Genomic DNA, 13,990 nt, shown 5'->3' with positions numbered 1-13,990 from the left:
TTCGCTTCAGTGTCGCGGTCAAGAGTGCGCACAATAGGGGCATGGATCCCTCCGGCAACCCCTCCGGCAACCCCTCCGGCCGCCTCGTCAGCCACTTGGAACAGGCGTTGCACGCGGCGCGTGCGCTGGTCCTCGCCGATCTGGTCGCGGGCCGGGTCGCCGAGGCGGACGTGGTGTCGCTGGTGGAGGAGTCCGTCACGGAGCGGCGCTGGTGGGTGCAGCAGTGGCCGGAGGGCGCCGGGTTCGTCGCCGGTCTGATCGCCCAGGACGTGCAGGACGCCCTGCTGGAGCGGTACGGCCGCTGGCCGCTGTGCCCGGTGTGCGGCTCCGGCGACCCGCACGCGCTGGACGTGGAGCCGGAACTGGGCCCCGATCCGCACTGGGTGTGCCACAAGGCGGGCGTGAAGGTGGCGTCGGTGGGCAACCTGGGCAGCACGACGGGCGGGGCGGGTTCCTCGTGAGCCGCGTGGGGCGGGCCTCGTGACGGTGTACATCGACCCTCCCACCTGGCCCGGCCACGGCCGCATGTGGTCCCACCTGGTCTCGGACGTCTCCTACGCCGAACTCCACGCCTTCGCCGCCGCTCTGGGCGTCCCCCGGCGCGCCTTCGAACGGGACCACTACGACCTGCCCTCCCACCGCTACGCCGACGCGGTGGCCGCGGGCGCCGTGGAGGTCAGCAGCCGGGAGGTCGTCCGGCTGTTGCGCGGGGCGGGACTCAGGCGCCGCAAGTACAGCGCGTAGAGCGGGTAACAGCGCCTAAGCGGACCGCAGATACACATGGAGCGGTTCGTCCGACTCCCGGCTCTCGCTCGTCGCCCGCTCCTCCTCCAGCGTGGCCCGTACGAACCCGGCCCGCTTGACGACCGCCTGCGAGGGCCAGTTGACGTGCTCCACGGTCGCCATCAGGGTGCGTACGTCGTCCCTGGCCAGCGCCCACGCGGACAGCGCCTGGAGCGCCTCGGTGGCGTAGCCGTTGCCGCGCGCCGGTGCCGCGAGGTCGTAGCCGATCTCCACCCGGCCCTCCTCGTCCGGGGCGCCGTGGAAGCCGAGGCCGCCCACGGCGCGGTCGTCCTCCCGGCGGACCAGCACGAACACCCCGAACTCCGGCCGGTGCACACCCGCTTTGTACGCCTTGACCAGCATCCCGGAGGCCTCCCGGGTGCCCTCGTACGGGCCGCCCTCGACCCAGTCGAAACCGCCGTCGCCGCCCGCGGCGAGGTCCGCGGCCGCCGCCGGCGTGATGCCTTCGAGGGTGAGCCGGTCGGCGGGCAGGACGAGGTTGTTCTGCCAGCGCCACTCGGTGACCGGCGCCCGGCCGGGCAGCTCGCCGCGCCCGGTGGCCCACAGCAGGGTGGGCCACGGGGCGGGGCCCGGCTGGACCTGCGGAAAGATCGTGGTGAGCACGTACTCGGCCAGCGCGGCGGGCGGTTCGTACGGCAGTTCCAGTCCCTCGGCGATGTCCCGCGTGTGCAGCAGCACCTCGGCGACGCCCATCGCGGCGAAGCCCTCGCGGTTGGCGGAGCGGAACGGGTAGGGGTGGTAGGCGCGCACCGCGCGCGGGGCGGTGCGCACGGCGGCGACCAGCAGGGCGCCCATGGCCTCGATGACCCGCAGGACGTCCTCGTTGTCGGCGTCGCCGTCGAGGGTGAGGTCGAAGGGGACGGAACTGTCCGCCCGCGCGGCCAGCCGCCCCGCGTACGCGATCAGGTCGTCGGCGATGTGCTCGGCCGTGCGCCGGCAGCTCCACTCCAGTCGCCCGGCGCGCACCGCCGCCCAGTCCCGGTCCACCGCCGTCCCCAGCAGCGCCACCGAGCCCGCCACCGCCTGCCGCACGTGTTCCCCGCCCCTGTGTCCCATACGGGCACACTAAGCGGACGGCGCGGAGGGCAGCGACAGCATTTCCAGCTCCGCCCGCAGGTTGTACCGGGCCGTGGCCTCCCACTTCTCGGCCCCGTACGGCGTCCGGAACAGCCGGGGCAGCTCCAGGAGTTGACGCAGAATCGCCGCCCGCCCGGCGCGGAAGGCGTCGCTCGGCACGAAGTGGTACTCCTCGCGGACGGCGGCCGTGTACGCGGCGTACGCGGTGGGCGGCGCCGCGAGCACGGCGAGGTCGGCGTCGCACAGCACCTGGCCGTCGCGGTCGTCGTCGGCCGGGTCGTGCGTCACGGTCAGCCGCACCAGCCGGGCCACCTCGGCGGTCTTCTCCGCCGACAGTCCCGCCTCGGCCAGCGCCCGCTCGGCGAGCCGCGCGGACCGCTCCTCGTTCTCGGACCGGTCCGGCAGGTAGACCGCGTCGTGGAACCAGGCGGCGAGCCGCACCACGTCCGGATCGTCGGCGTATTCCTCCAGCACGTCGACCCGGTCCAGCACGTCGGCCAGATGCGTCACCGTGTGGTACTTCCGCTGCGGCTCCCGCCACCGCTCCAGCAACCGCTCGGCATACACCCCCGCATCGGGCCCATCCCCGGGCCCGCGGGCGGCGTCGAGAGCGTGGACGAAACGGGAGCGCAGGGCGTCGAGGTCGGCCATGGGGCCATTGTCGCCGCTGGGCGGGCCATCGGTCGGGGCAGGTAGTGTTTCAGGGTGTTTTGTTGGATTTGCCAGGAATTCGGCGAAGTGCCGCTGATCGCACTGCGTGCTGAGCGGCGATGCGCCGATGGCGCGGAGGGGGGCCAGGAGCGTGCCTGACGTCGGGCCTGAAGACGTGTTTGTCGGCCGTGTGCTCGCGTGGCACAGCGAAGAGGGGTGGGGCGTCCTCTCTTCCGATGCCCTGCCCGACCCGGTATGGGCGCACTTCTCGGCCGTCCAGGCCGAGGGCTTCCGGGAGCTGACCGCGGGTCAGCTCGTCTCCTTCTCGGCCGAGGGGGCCGAGCAGGACGGATACCGCTGGCGTGCCATTTGCGTCCGGCCCGACGCCGGAGTGCGCCGTCCTTCGGATGGAGGCGACGGTCCGGGCTACTCGTCCGGGCTGGACATCGGGTTCGATTCCTGATCACGCACGGCTCGTGCGCAGCCCGGTGCGGCCGTGCGTCGATCCATGTTCCGGTCGAAACCGAGGAGATCGGGTGCTCATCCAGGCGGTAGGGGCCGTGCTGCCGGCGGCGTTGGCGGTCGCGCTCAGCCCCTTCCCTCTCATTGGAATTGTTCTGATCCTGTCCGGCGCTCAGGGCCGCCGTAACGGTCTGCTGTTCGCGGCCGGGTGGATCGCCGGGCTGGCGGCCGCGGCGACGCTTGTCGCGGTGCTCTTCGGCGGGGCCGACGCCCCCGAGAGCACCTCGTCGGCGATCGCGGACTGGGGGCGGGTGCTGGCGGGAGGAGCTCTCGTCGTCCTGGGGGTGCGGAAGTGGTGGAAGCGCCCGCGCGCCGGTGAGCAGGCGGAGCCACCGCGCTGGATGGCGTCGCTGGACAACGCCACGGCCGGACGGGCGTTGCTCCTCGGCGCGCTGCTGTCGGGCGCCAACCCCAAGAACCTCGTCCTGACGGCGTCGGCCACAGCCTCGATCGTCGAGGCGGGCGTCCACGACGGCGGCCTCGCCGTGGCGATCGCCGTATTCGTACTCATCGCCTCCTGCACCGTGCTGGGAGCCGTCGGTATGCATCTCGCCGGAGGGCGGCGCGCCGCGGCGTTCCTGGACGGCGTCAGGCGGTTCATGGTCGCCAACAGCACGGTGATCACGGTGCTCGTGCTGCTTCTCCTGGGCGCGAGCGTCCTGGGTGACGGGCTGTCCGGCCTGGGCCGCTGAGCAGGCGGCGGAAGTCGCGTGCGGGGCACCTGCCGGAATCGGGCGGTGTAGCAGGCGTAGTCTTGGAGCAGAATTGGACTAGACCTGTACACCCGCCGAGCTGTAGTCGACCTCTGGTCGCCGACGAAGGGGCCCCATGAGCAAGCGTGCAGTCCTGGAGGTGATCGCCCTCGACGCCGAGGACGCGATCGCCGCCCAGGCCGGAGGCGCGGACCGCCTCGAACTGGTCACCGAGATGGCGGCCGACGGACTGACCCCGTCGCCCGCGACCGTCGCCGCGATCCTGGAGGCGGTGGACATCCCGGTGCGCGTGATGCTGCGCCTGGCGGACGGGTTCGCCGCGGGGGACGTCGACCGGCTGGTGGCGGTCGCCCGGGAGATGCGGGAGACCGGTGCGCGGGAGTTCGTGCTCGGGTTCCTCGACGCGGACGGCACGGTGGACCTGGACGCGGTGGAGCGGGTGGTGGCGGAGCTCGGCGGCTGCCGCTGGACCTTCCACCGGGCCATCGACAACGCGGCCGACCGCGATGCCCTGCGCAAGGCCCTCGACGGGCTCCCCGGCCTCGACACCTACCTCACGGCGGGCGCCTCGACCGGCGTCGACGAGGGCCTGGCCACCCTCCTCGCCGAGGCCGCGCGCGACGGCGAGCCCGGCTACGACCAGCAGGTTTTGGTGGGTGGCGGCCTCCGCCTCGACCACGTCCCCCATCTCCTCGCCGCCGGTATCACCGCCTTCCACATCGGCGGTGCCGCCCGCCCCGGCGGCTGGACCGAGCCGGTGTCCGAGGCGGCGGTGGCCGAGTGGCGCCGGGCGGTGGACGCGGCCTGACCCGCACGCGACGCGCCGGCCGGGCCGGTGTGCGGCGGATTCGGGTCGGCGGCCGGGCCGATCAGCGGCACACCGGTGACCCGGAACCGCCGAACAGGCCCCGCGCGGGGCGCTACTGCGTCAGTTGCCGCGGCAGCGGCGCGCTGTGCGTCACGATCAGGCCCGAGACCGCTCGGGTCAGAGTCACGTACAGGCGCCGCAGGCCCGTGCGTTCGTCGGGTTCGCCGTCGACGACCGCCCGGGGTTCGTCCAGGACCACGTAGTCGTACTCCAGGCCCTTGGCCAGCGAGGCCGGGACCAGGGTGAGGCGGGTGCCGACGGTGGTCTCCTCGCCGGGGGAGAGGTGGCCGAGGCCCGCCTCGGCCAGGGCCGCCGCCAGCTCGGGAATCCTGGCGTCCGCCGCGATCAGGCCCGTCGAGCCCTCGTTGCGCAGCAGCTCCTCGCAGGCGCGCACCACGTCCGCCGGGCCCGACACCCGCCGTACCTCGAACATCCCGGGGTTCTCCCGGACCGAGGCCACCGGGGTCAGTCCCGGCGCGATGTACGGGAGCAGGCGCGAGGCATACGTGATCACATCCGTCGGGACGCGGAAACCCGCCGTCAGCTCCTCCACCGCCCCGTCCGGCTTGCCGAGGTGGGCCAGCGCCTCCGCCCAGCTCCGCGTCGCCCACGGCGTGGTGCCCTGCGCCAGATCGCCCAGCACCGTCGCCGACCCCGTCGTACAGCGCCGCCCCACCGCCCGGTACTGCATCGGCGACAGGTCCTGCGCCTCGTCCAGCACCACGTGCCCGAGCGAGTGCGTGCGCTGGATCAGGTCCGCCGCCTCGTCGATCAGCACCGCGTCCGCCGCCGACCACTTCGCCGACTTCACCGACCGCACCGGCCGCGCCCACAGGATCGTCTTCCGCTCGTCCTCGCTCAGCACGCCCTCCGCGTGCTCCGCCAGGAACTCCGCGTCCGTCAGCAGCCGCAGCACCAGCTTCGCCGGGTCCACGGCCGGCCAGATCGTCTTCACGGCCGCCTTCACCGCCGCGTTGCGCGCCACCGCGTCCTGCACCCGGTCGTCCGGCGCCTCGCCCGACCGCTCCATCTGCACCAGCACCGCGTGCGCGATCCGCTGCGGCAGCGCCTCCCGGGCGGCGCCGTACCGGATGTCCCGGTCCAGCAACTCCCGCACGATGCCTTCCACTTCGTACGACGGAACACGCCACCGGCGCGACCCGCGCACCACCACGACGGCCTCCGTCGGCATGGTCACGTGCGCGTACAGCGCCCGCCGCAGCACCTGCGCCAGCCGCGCGTCGCCCTTCACGAGCGCCGCCGCCGCGTCGTCGGTGCCGCGCACCTCCACGTGCGCCACCAGGTCGTCCACCGTCGCCTGCCGCACCGACAACTCGCCCAGCGCCGGCAGCACTTGCTCGATGTAGTGCAGGAAGGACCGGTTCGGGCCGATCACCAGCGTCCCGGTCCGGGCCAGCCGCTCGCGGTGCGCGTACAGCAGATACGCCACCCGGTGCAGACCGACCGCCGTCTTCCCGGTGCCCGGACCGCCCTGCACACACACCGTGCCGCCCAGCCCGGACCGTACGATCTCGTCCTGCTCGGGTTGGATGGTCGCGACGATGTCCCGCATCGGGCCCACACGCGGCCGTTCGATCTCCTGCTGGAGCAGCTTGCTGGTGCGCGCGGTCTCCGCCGGGTCGGACAGATGCTCGTCCTCGTACGCGGTCAGCTCACCGCCCGTGTACCCGAACCGGCGGCGCAGCCCGATGTCCATCGGGTCCTTCTTGGACGCCCGGTAGAACGGCTGCGACACCGGCGCACGCCAGTCGATCACCATCGGATCACCGTCCGCGTCGTGCACATGGCGCCGGCCGATGTAGAAGCGCTCGCCCTCCGCGCCCTCGGCCCGCTCCACGCCCGGCGCGTGCAGATAGTCGAGGCGGCCGAAGAACAGCGGGGTGTCGCTCAGATCGGCGAGCGCCTTGATCCGCTCGTCGATCTGGTGGGCCAGCACGGCGGCGTTGACCCAGTTCGCGGTGACGTCGGTGATGTCCAGCGCCTCCACGTCCTCGCGCATGGCACGCAGTGCGGCGCGCGAGGCGGCGAGGTGGGAGCGCTCACGGGAAAGGGGGTCGTCGGCGGACGTGGACAAGGGGGTGCCTCCGGTCGGACCTACGGGAACGGGCGCGCACACGGGCGCGGCGAGATGCCGTCCGGTACCGGCCGGACGGCGGCACTCCATGGAGGGAGGCGGGCAAGAGCGGAGATTCTAGGGGAGCGGGCAGGACGGATGCCAACGAATTACGCGCCCCGGTCGCCACCGCGCCCGCCCCGGGCGCCGCCCCCCTCGTGGGTCATCCCCTAGGGGACGCCCCCCTCCTCCCCGAGGGGTACCCCTCGCCCCACAGATGTACGGCGGGCCCGCGCCGATTCGCCCGGTGGACCGATGCTCTCCTTACCCCTGGCGAGCAACCATGGAGACATGAGCGCAGCAACCATCAACCCAGCCCACGGCCCCCATCCGGCCACCGGTGCCACGCCGGTCCTCGGCAGCCACCACCACCGCCTCGGCGACGCCCTGCGAGCCGTGAAGGTCTTCGCCCGCGCCGCCCTCGACGTGATCGTCCTCGGCGAATACGCCGAACAGGCAGGCGTCCACCGCAAGTGACGCCCGCTCCCGCGGGCGCGCCTCAGTCGGCCTCCGGCAGCAGGATGTCCGCGTCGTCGAAGATCCGCAGCATGACCAGCAGCAGTCGGCCGCGGGAGACCATGTACTCCGCGATGATCCGGTGTACAGCACCTCGAAGACACGCTGGTGAGGCACGGATCCCCCTGTGGATCAGCTCTCCGACAGGATCTCGTCCGCGTCCACGATCCGGTACGCGTAGCCCTGTTCCGCCAGGAAGCGCTGGCGGTGGGCGGCGAAGTCCTGGTCGATGGTGTCGCGGGCGACCACCGAGTAGAAGTGCGCCTGGTGGCCGTCGGACTTGGGGCGCAGGACGCGGCCGAGGCGCTGGGCCTCCTCCTGGCGGGAGCCGAAGGTACCCGAGACCTGGATGGCGACCGTCGCCTCCGGCAGGTCGATGGAGAAGTTGGCCACCTTCGAGACGACCAGCACGCTGATCTCGCCCTCCCGGAAGGCGTCGAAGAGCTTCTCGCGCTGCGCGTTGGACGTCTCGCCCTTGATCACGGGGGCGTTCAGATGCTCCCCCAGCTCGTCGAGCTGGTCGATGTACTGCCCGATCACCAGGATCTGCTGCCCCGCGAACCGCCGGACCAGCGCCTCCGTCACCTTCCTCTTGGTCGCGGTCGTGGCACAGAAGCGGTACTTCTCCTCCTGCTCGGCGGTCGCGTAGGCGAGCCGCTCCGAGTCGGTGAGGTTCACCCGGACCTCGACGCAGTCGGCGGGCGCGATGTACCCCTGCGCCTCGATCTCCTTCCACGGCGCGTCGAACCGCTTCGGCCCGATCAGCGAGAACACGTCCGACTCGCGGCCGTCCTCGCGCACCAGCGTCGCGGTCAGGCCGAGCCGCCGCCGTGCCTGGAGGTCGGCGGTGAACTTGAACACCGGGGCGGGCAGCAGGTGCACCTCGTCGTAGACGATCAGGCCCCAGTCCCGGGAGTCGAACAGCTCCAGGTGCGGGTAGACGCCCTTCCGCCGGGTCGTCAGCACCTGGTACGTGGCGATGGTGACGGGCCGGATCTCCTTCTTCGTCCCGCTGTACTCGCCGATCTCGTCCTCGGTCAGCGAGGTCCGCTTCACCAGTTCGTGCTTCCACTGCCGGGCCGAGACCGTGTTCGTGACCAGGATCAGTGTCGTCGACTTGGCCTGCGCCATCGACCCCGCCCCGACCAGCGTCTTGCCCGCGCCGCAGGGCAGCACCACGACCCCGCTGCCACCGTGCCAGAAGTTCTCCACGGCCTGCTTCTGGTACGGCCGCAGCGCCCAGCCGTCCTCCGCCAGCTCGATCGGATGCGCCTCGCCGTCCACGTACCCGGCGAGGTCCTCGGCCGGCCAGCCCAGCTTCAGCAGCGTCTGCTTGATCTGCCCGCGCTCGGAGGGGTGGACGACCACGGTGTCCGGGTCGATCCGGGCGCCGACCAGCGGCGCGATGCGCTTGGAGCGCAGCACCTCCTCCAGCACCGGACGGTCGGTGGTGGTCAGCACCAGCCCGTGCGCGGGGTGCTTGCTCAGCGTCAGCCTGCCGTAGCGGTCCATGGTCTCGGCGACGTCGACGAGCAGCGCGTGCGGCACCGGGTACCTGCTGAACTGCACGAGCGCGTCCACGACCTGCTCGGCGTCATGACCGGCGGCGCGCGCGTTCCACAGTCCGAGCGGGGTCACCCGGTAGGTGTGGATGTGCTCCGGCGCCCGCTCCAGCTCGGCGAACGGCGCGATGGCGCGACGGCACGCGTCGGCCTGCTCGTGGTCGACTTCCAACAGCAGGGTCTTGTCGGACTGGACGATCAGCGGTCCGTTCACGTACGCATCCCTCCGGACTGGTCCAAACGTCCAGTGTGCCGCACTCGCGAACGAACGGGCTCAGTCGTCCGCCAGCTCCGCCACCCCGGTGATCCGGTGCAGGGGGTACGTACGCACCTCGTCGGCGGTGTGGTCGTACGCCGTCACGAAGCCGCCCTCGACGCGGATCGGGGCGATGACGCGCTGGCTGGCGGCGCCCTCGGCGTTGACGTAGCCGATCCACAGGGCCTCGCCGGTCAGCACGGCGGCCTGCATCGTGGCGAGGGTCTCGGCGGAACCGGTGCGGGGCAGCTCGCCGCCCGCGAGCGGGGCCTGCTTGCGCGGGGTCGTGGAGGCCATGTCGCCCGCCCGGATCGCCCGGATCGCCGCCGAGAGGAGCGTGGCGTCCGGCACCGGCGGGCCGTCCGGGACCGGCTCCGGCGCGGTGCGCGGCGGGGTGCGGTGGGCGAGGGCGCGGGTGATCAGCACATCGCCCTCGGCGGACTCGGCGGCCGGGGCGAACCCCATCGCGCGCAGCCCCTCCAGCAGGGTCGACGGGTCGGCCTGCGCGGCGAGCACGGTCGGCGCGAGGCGGCGCAGCCGCAGACCGGCGGAGCGCTTGTCGGCGAGGATCTCGTTGAGCATCGCGTCGTCGTCGCAGCGCACGTACGCCGAGGCCGCGCCCACCCGCAGATGCCCGTGCTTACGGGCCACGTCGTCGATCAGGTACGCCAACGGCTGCGGCACCGGCGTGCGGGAGTGCGCGGCGAGGAAGGCGTGCACGTCGGAGGCGGACTGCCCGGCGTCCAGGGCCCGGCGCACCGACCCCGGCGTGAACCGGTACACCGTCGCGCCGCCCTTCGACTCCACGTCCGCGAGGATGCCGAGCATCTCGGCGAGGGGGCGCCGGAGCGGGCCGGGGGCGACGGCGGTGAGGTCGGCCTGGAGCAGGACGTGGTCCAGGGGCTCGGGGAGGAGCGGGGTCAGCAGGCGGGCCGCCGCGGCCGTCGCGCTGGCCTGCTCGGGCGCGGAGAGCGGGGCCACGGGGGCGGGGCGGTGGTGGTGGACGGGGAGCTTGTCGCCGGGGCCGGTGGGCTCCGCGGCGGGGGTGTGGGCCGGTGCCTCCGGCAGGCCGAGCAGGGCGCGGCCGTGCGCGGAGAGGGCGCCGCGTCCGGTGACACCGAGCCGTTCCGCCTCCGCCAGCGTCCACTCGGCGAGCTGCCTGCGCGGGTCCTCGTCCTTGTTCTGCCCGCGCAGCGGACGCTCCCAGCTCAGCCGGGCCAGCACCGACTCCGGACTCGCGGCGGCGCCCTCCGGCAGGCCCGCGAGCAGCGCCAGCACCCGGTGCCGCACCTCGGGCGCGGCGGAGCGGTCCAGGCCGGGGCCGAGCGCGTTCAGCGCGCGGTCCTTGGCGTCCCGGCCGCCGACCACGCCCGCGACCCGGGTGGCGGCAAGCCACGCCTCCGCCAGCCGGGCCCAGCGCTGCGCCGGGGGCTCCTCCAGCCACTCGTCGTAGGCGGGGGTGGCGGCGTACCGCTCGTCGGCCTCGCCGTCGGAGGCGAGCAGTCCGGCGGTGTAGGCGAGTTCCACCCAGAACGCCGCCTCCGGCTCGGACACGTCCAGGGCGACGGCGGTGCGCTTGAGGTCACGGACGCTGAGCCCGCCCGCGCGCAGCACCGCCGGGCCGCCCTCGTCCCAGTCCTTCAGCAGCTCCTCCACGGTCGCGAGCGCCGTGAACGCCTGCCCGGCCGCGGTGCTGTCCACAACCTGTGGACGGTACGTCGCCGCGGCCTCCACGGCGGGCGGCAGCGGCTCGGTCACGCGGTGCGCGCGACCGCCGCGCAGGTGCAGGGCGACTTCGCGGGGGAGTACGACCGTCCCCGGCGACGTCGGCAGCAGCAGGCCGCGGTCGAGGAGCCAGCGCAGGTGGGGGGCCGGGTCGGCGGTGACCTGGCCGTAGGGCGGGCCCCAGACCAGGCGGGTGAGGACGTCCAGCGACGGCTGCGGGGCCTGGGCGAGCAGGGCGGCCATGCGGGTGCGGTCGGTGAACAGGCCGGTGAGCGCGGCCACGGCGGAGACCGAGTCATGGGTGGACGGCAGCCCCGCCGTGGTGACGATCTCCTGGATACGGCCCGGGGACATGCCCGCCGTCGCCTCCCGTACGGACGGGCCCAGGCCGGTGGGGGAGGGGTGCTGGGGGCTGGGGGTCAGCAGCTCGCGTGCCGTGCGGACCAGGCGGAGGCGGTCGTCGGCGCCCCAGACCAGGGCCTGCTCGCGCAGGAGGGCGACGGCGCGGGGGAGGGCACCCGCAACGGCCGGGTCGCCCTCGTCGCCCGCCATGAGGGCGAGCAGTTCGTCGTACGACGCGGGATCGGCGGCTACGGCCAGGGCCTCGGCGGTCTGGAGGGCGAAGCGGTCGAGGCGTTCCAGGGCGCGGACGACGGAGGCCCTGGTGCCGGCCCTTGTCGCGAGCTGCGTGAGGTCCGTCGGCACCGGGGTGATGAGGTCGGGGCGGCTGCGCAGGAGTACGGCCAGGGAGGCGTCGTCCCGCCCGCGGAGCGCTTCCGCGAGGGACCTGGGCGAGGGTGCCGGATCGCTCATCCGGTCCACGGTAGCGGGTGGGTGGGGGTCTGGGGTTGCTGTGGGTCACACCGCGCGGCGCCGTGCGGGCTTGGGCGGGGGGTGGGAAGCGCAGCCCGGCGCCGACGGGGTGCCGCTGCGCCCACCCGTGCCGCCTGGGGGTCCCCCCTCTGGGGGAGGCACGACTGCCCGCAGCTAGGTGGATACGGCGGTGGCGCTGTCTGGGAGGGCGCCGCCTCTGCGGTACGACTGCCCGCGGCTACGTGGATTTGGGGCGGGGCGCGGTATTTTCGTGGCGCGGGGGTTCAATTGGGGCCACCCCGGAGGGGACTTCGGTGGGTATTGAGAGTGACCAGGTCGTCTTTGAGTATCTGAGCCGCGTCGGAGACGTGGCGCAGCAGCGGCAGTTGCCGTCGGCGACCCGGATGCGGCTGGTGTCGGAGCTGCGCAACGAGATCGACCGGCGCCGCGCGAAGGTTCCCGTCGACAGTCCCGCCGCCGTACGCCGGATCATCGACCGGCTCGGCAGCCCGGACGAGGTCGTCGCCGCCGCCGGGGGCACCCCGGGTGCGCCGCAGGCGCCGGCCGCCGCCGTGCCCGCGCAGCCGGACCGGGTGGAGAAGCGGCCCCGGCGGATGGTGCCCCGGCCCCGGCCCGCGGAGGAGGCCCCCGCCGACGCTCCCTCGCCGCCCCATCTGGCCAGTACCCACGAGCTGGGTGACAGTTCCCTCCAGCCCGACTGGTGGCGGGTGGATTCCGGGCCCTTCGGGGTGGGCGATGAAGTACCGGGGTTCGTCGGGGGGGTGGAGATTCCCGAGCTGCTCAGGCCGCCGCCCACAGCCAAGCCCGAGGAGGACAAGGCACCGGCCGTCGTCGAGCAGGCGGAGGAACCGGCGGAGGAGGAGGCCCCCCGGCGTCGCCTCCTCGGGCTCGCCCTCCCCGTGCGCAAGAGCTGGCAGAACCCCCTTCTCCTGCTCGCCGCCGCCGCGTTGGTCGCCGGTGCCGTGCTCGGCAACCTCGTCGTCCTTGCCGTCGGCTGGCTGCTCGCCTACGGCTCGCGCAGGCTCACCGAGGCCGAGAAGAAGGGCGCCGTCATGGTGCTCCCGGGGCTCGCGGTCACCGCCGGGATCGTGTGGCTGTGGGGCCGTACCGAGGGCCGCTGGGGCGAGCCCATCGCCGAGGGGCACATGAGCGACGCCATCGGGGAGACCTGGCCCTGGGTGGTGCGCGGCGCCGCCGTCGCGTCGGCGCTCTACCTGGTCTGGCGGTCGCAGCGGCAGAAGTAGGTCACGGGGGGCCGGGCCCCGCCACCGGGCACAATGGCCCATATGGCCTCCTCCGAGAACCCCGTGCCCGCGTCCGCCCCGACCGTCGGCTTCGATCTCGACATGACCCTGATCGACTCCCGCCCCGGCATCCACGCCACCTACACCGCGCTCGCCGAGCGCACCGGGACGTACATCGACGCCGACCTCGCGGTCACCCGGCTCGGGCCGCCGCTGGCGGAGGAGCTCGCCAACTGGTTCCCGGCGGAGCGGGTCACCGAGGTCGCCGAGCAGTACCGGGCGATGTACCCGGAGTTCGCCATCGCGGCCACCCCCGCGCTGCCCGGCGCCGCCGAGGCGATCAAGTCGGTACAGGCCGCCGGCGGCCGCGCGATCGTGGTCACCGCGAAGTACGAGCCCAACGCCGAGCTGCACCTCGCCCACCTCGGCATCGAGCCCGACGCGATCATCGGCGACCTGTGGGCGGAGCGGAAGGCGGAGGCGCTGCGCGAGCACGCCGCCTCGGTCTACGTCGGCGACCACCTCGGCGACATACGCGGCGCCCGTGCCGCCGGTGCCCTCTCGGTCGCCGTGGCCACCGGCCCGTACGACGCCGACGCCCTGCGCGCGGCCGGCGCCGACGTGGTGCTCGCCGATCTCACGCGCTTCCCCGAGTGGCTGGCGTCCTACCGGCCCGCGCCCGCCCGCGCCTGACGGCGCCCGGCCGAGACCGACTGGAACACCCCGGCGCCCGCGATCAGGAAACCGACGCCCATCAGCATGCTCAGCCCGAACATGTAGGTCGGGAACGGGTTCGTTCCGAGCAGCAGCGGGGCCACCGTGACCACAGTGGCCACGGCGCCGACGATGAACACGACCCCTCCGACTCGGATCAGTCGGTCACCGGGCGCGGCGGAATTCGTTTGGGTTTTGTCACGCACCGGACCAGGGTAGTTCCCTGCGCGAGGGAACAACCCGGGACGTCTTGTCACCCGCCCGAAGACCATTAGCCTCGATCTTGCGTGACGGTCCGCCGACGGAGTCGGTGGACCGTTTTCGTTCGGAGGGGTGAAGTTGGGCAGGCCGGGGGCCCGAGTGTCGTCTC

At 73.4% G+C, this 13,990-nt stretch carries 14 protein-coding genes; 8 read left to right on the top strand and 6 right to left on the bottom strand.

The window, feature by feature from the left end; genetic code table 11:
• Window positions 1-41: 41 nt before the first annotated feature.
• Entirely contained in the window at window positions 42-461 is a 420-nt protein-coding gene (locus tag ACZ7L7_RS27120) for a hypothetical protein (RefSeq protein ID WP_472077547.1), read from the top strand.
• 19 nt (window positions 462-480) lie between these two features.
• Window positions 481-744, top strand: a complete 264-nt coding sequence (locus tag ACZ7L7_RS27115) for a DUF4031 domain-containing protein (RefSeq protein WP_285514816.1) — start codon at window positions 481-483, stop codon at window positions 742-744.
• A 15-nt stretch (window positions 745-759) separates the two neighbouring features.
• Here ACZ7L7_RS27115 and ACZ7L7_RS27110 read toward each other — a convergent pair whose 3' ends face one another.
• Together ACZ7L7_RS27110 and ACZ7L7_RS27105 are read right to left on the bottom strand one after the other, a co-directional pair.
• A complete protein-coding gene (locus ACZ7L7_RS27110; protein ID WP_472077546.1) occupies window positions 760-1,860 on the bottom strand; it encodes a GNAT family N-acetyltransferase in 1,101 nt (366 codons plus the stop codon).
• Window positions 1,861-1,869: 9 nt separating this feature from the next.
• A complete protein-coding gene (locus ACZ7L7_RS27105) occupies window positions 1,870-2,532 on the bottom strand; it encodes an HD domain-containing protein (RefSeq protein ID WP_285514814.1) in 663 nt (220 codons plus the stop codon).
• 151 nt (window positions 2,533-2,683) lie between these two features.
• Between ACZ7L7_RS27105 and ACZ7L7_RS27100 the strand changes: the two genes are divergently transcribed.
• From ACZ7L7_RS27100 to ACZ7L7_RS27090, 3 genes are all read left to right on the top strand, one after another.
• Entirely contained in the window at window positions 2,684-2,995 is a 312-nt protein-coding gene (locus tag ACZ7L7_RS27100) for a cold-shock protein (RefSeq protein ID WP_285514813.1), read from the top strand.
• 73 nt (window positions 2,996-3,068) lie between these two features.
• On the top strand, window positions 3,069-3,746 hold the full coding sequence (locus ACZ7L7_RS27095) for a GAP family protein (RefSeq protein WP_285514812.1): 678 nt from the start codon (window positions 3,069-3,071) through the stop codon (window positions 3,744-3,746).
• Between the two features lie 136 nt (window positions 3,747-3,882).
• A complete protein-coding gene (locus ACZ7L7_RS27090; protein ID WP_285514811.1) occupies window positions 3,883-4,575 on the top strand; it encodes a copper homeostasis protein CutC in 693 nt (230 codons plus the stop codon).
• A 112-nt stretch (window positions 4,576-4,687) separates the two neighbouring features.
• Here the strand turns inward: ACZ7L7_RS27090 and ACZ7L7_RS27085 are convergent, their stop codons facing one another.
• The gene (locus ACZ7L7_RS27085; RefSeq protein ID WP_472077545.1) at window positions 4,688-6,730 is read right to left on the bottom strand and encodes a HelD family protein; all 2,043 of its coding nucleotides are present in this window, start codon (window positions 6,728-6,730) and stop codon (window positions 4,688-4,690) included.
• A 330-nt stretch (window positions 6,731-7,060) separates the two neighbouring features.
• Here ACZ7L7_RS27085 and ACZ7L7_RS27080 point away from each other — a divergent pair, with 330 nt between their 5' ends.
• The gene (locus tag ACZ7L7_RS27080) at window positions 7,061-7,246 is read left to right on the top strand and encodes a hypothetical protein (protein WP_285514809.1); all 186 of its coding nucleotides are present in this window, start codon (window positions 7,061-7,063) and stop codon (window positions 7,244-7,246) included.
• Between the two features lie 171 nt (window positions 7,247-7,417).
• On the opposite strand, the gene ACZ7L7_RS27075 is transcribed toward ACZ7L7_RS27080, so the two are convergent.
• Together ACZ7L7_RS27075 and ACZ7L7_RS27070 are read right to left on the bottom strand one after the other, a co-directional pair.
• Window positions 7,418-9,061, bottom strand: coding sequence for a DNA repair helicase XPB (locus ACZ7L7_RS27075; protein WP_285514808.1), 1,644 nt, complete (start codon window positions 9,059-9,061; stop codon window positions 7,418-7,420).
• Between the two features lie 60 nt (window positions 9,062-9,121).
• Entirely contained in the window at window positions 9,122-11,641 is a 2,520-nt protein-coding gene (locus ACZ7L7_RS27070; RefSeq protein WP_472077543.1) for a helicase-associated domain-containing protein, read from the bottom strand.
• A gap of 314 nt (window positions 11,642-11,955) precedes the next feature.
• Between ACZ7L7_RS27070 and ACZ7L7_RS27065 the strand changes: the two genes are divergently transcribed.
• Both ACZ7L7_RS27065 and ACZ7L7_RS27060 read left to right on the top strand, forming a co-directional pair.
• Window positions 11,956-12,906, top strand: coding sequence for a hypothetical protein (locus ACZ7L7_RS27065; protein ID WP_285514806.1), 951 nt, complete (start codon window positions 11,956-11,958; stop codon window positions 12,904-12,906).
• Window positions 12,907-12,939: 33 nt separating this feature from the next.
• Window positions 12,940-13,599 carry an HAD family hydrolase gene (locus ACZ7L7_RS27060; RefSeq protein ID WP_453604464.1) on the top strand — a complete coding sequence of 220 codons (660 nt, stop codon included), beginning with the start codon at window positions 12,940-12,942 and terminating at the stop codon, window positions 13,597-13,599.
• Here ACZ7L7_RS27060 and ACZ7L7_RS27055 read toward each other — a convergent pair.
• Entirely contained in the window at window positions 13,572-13,826 is a 255-nt protein-coding gene (locus ACZ7L7_RS27055) for a hypothetical protein (RefSeq protein ID WP_285514804.1), read from the bottom strand. The genes ACZ7L7_RS27060 and ACZ7L7_RS27055 overlap by 28 nt on opposite strands.
• Window positions 13,827-13,990: the final 164 nt, after the last annotated feature.

This window comes from Streptomyces sp. NPDC110618, from assembly GCF_055657065.1.
The sequence above is the reverse complement of the archived record's forward strand: the minus strand, read 5'-3'. Positions and strand labels throughout refer to the sequence as shown.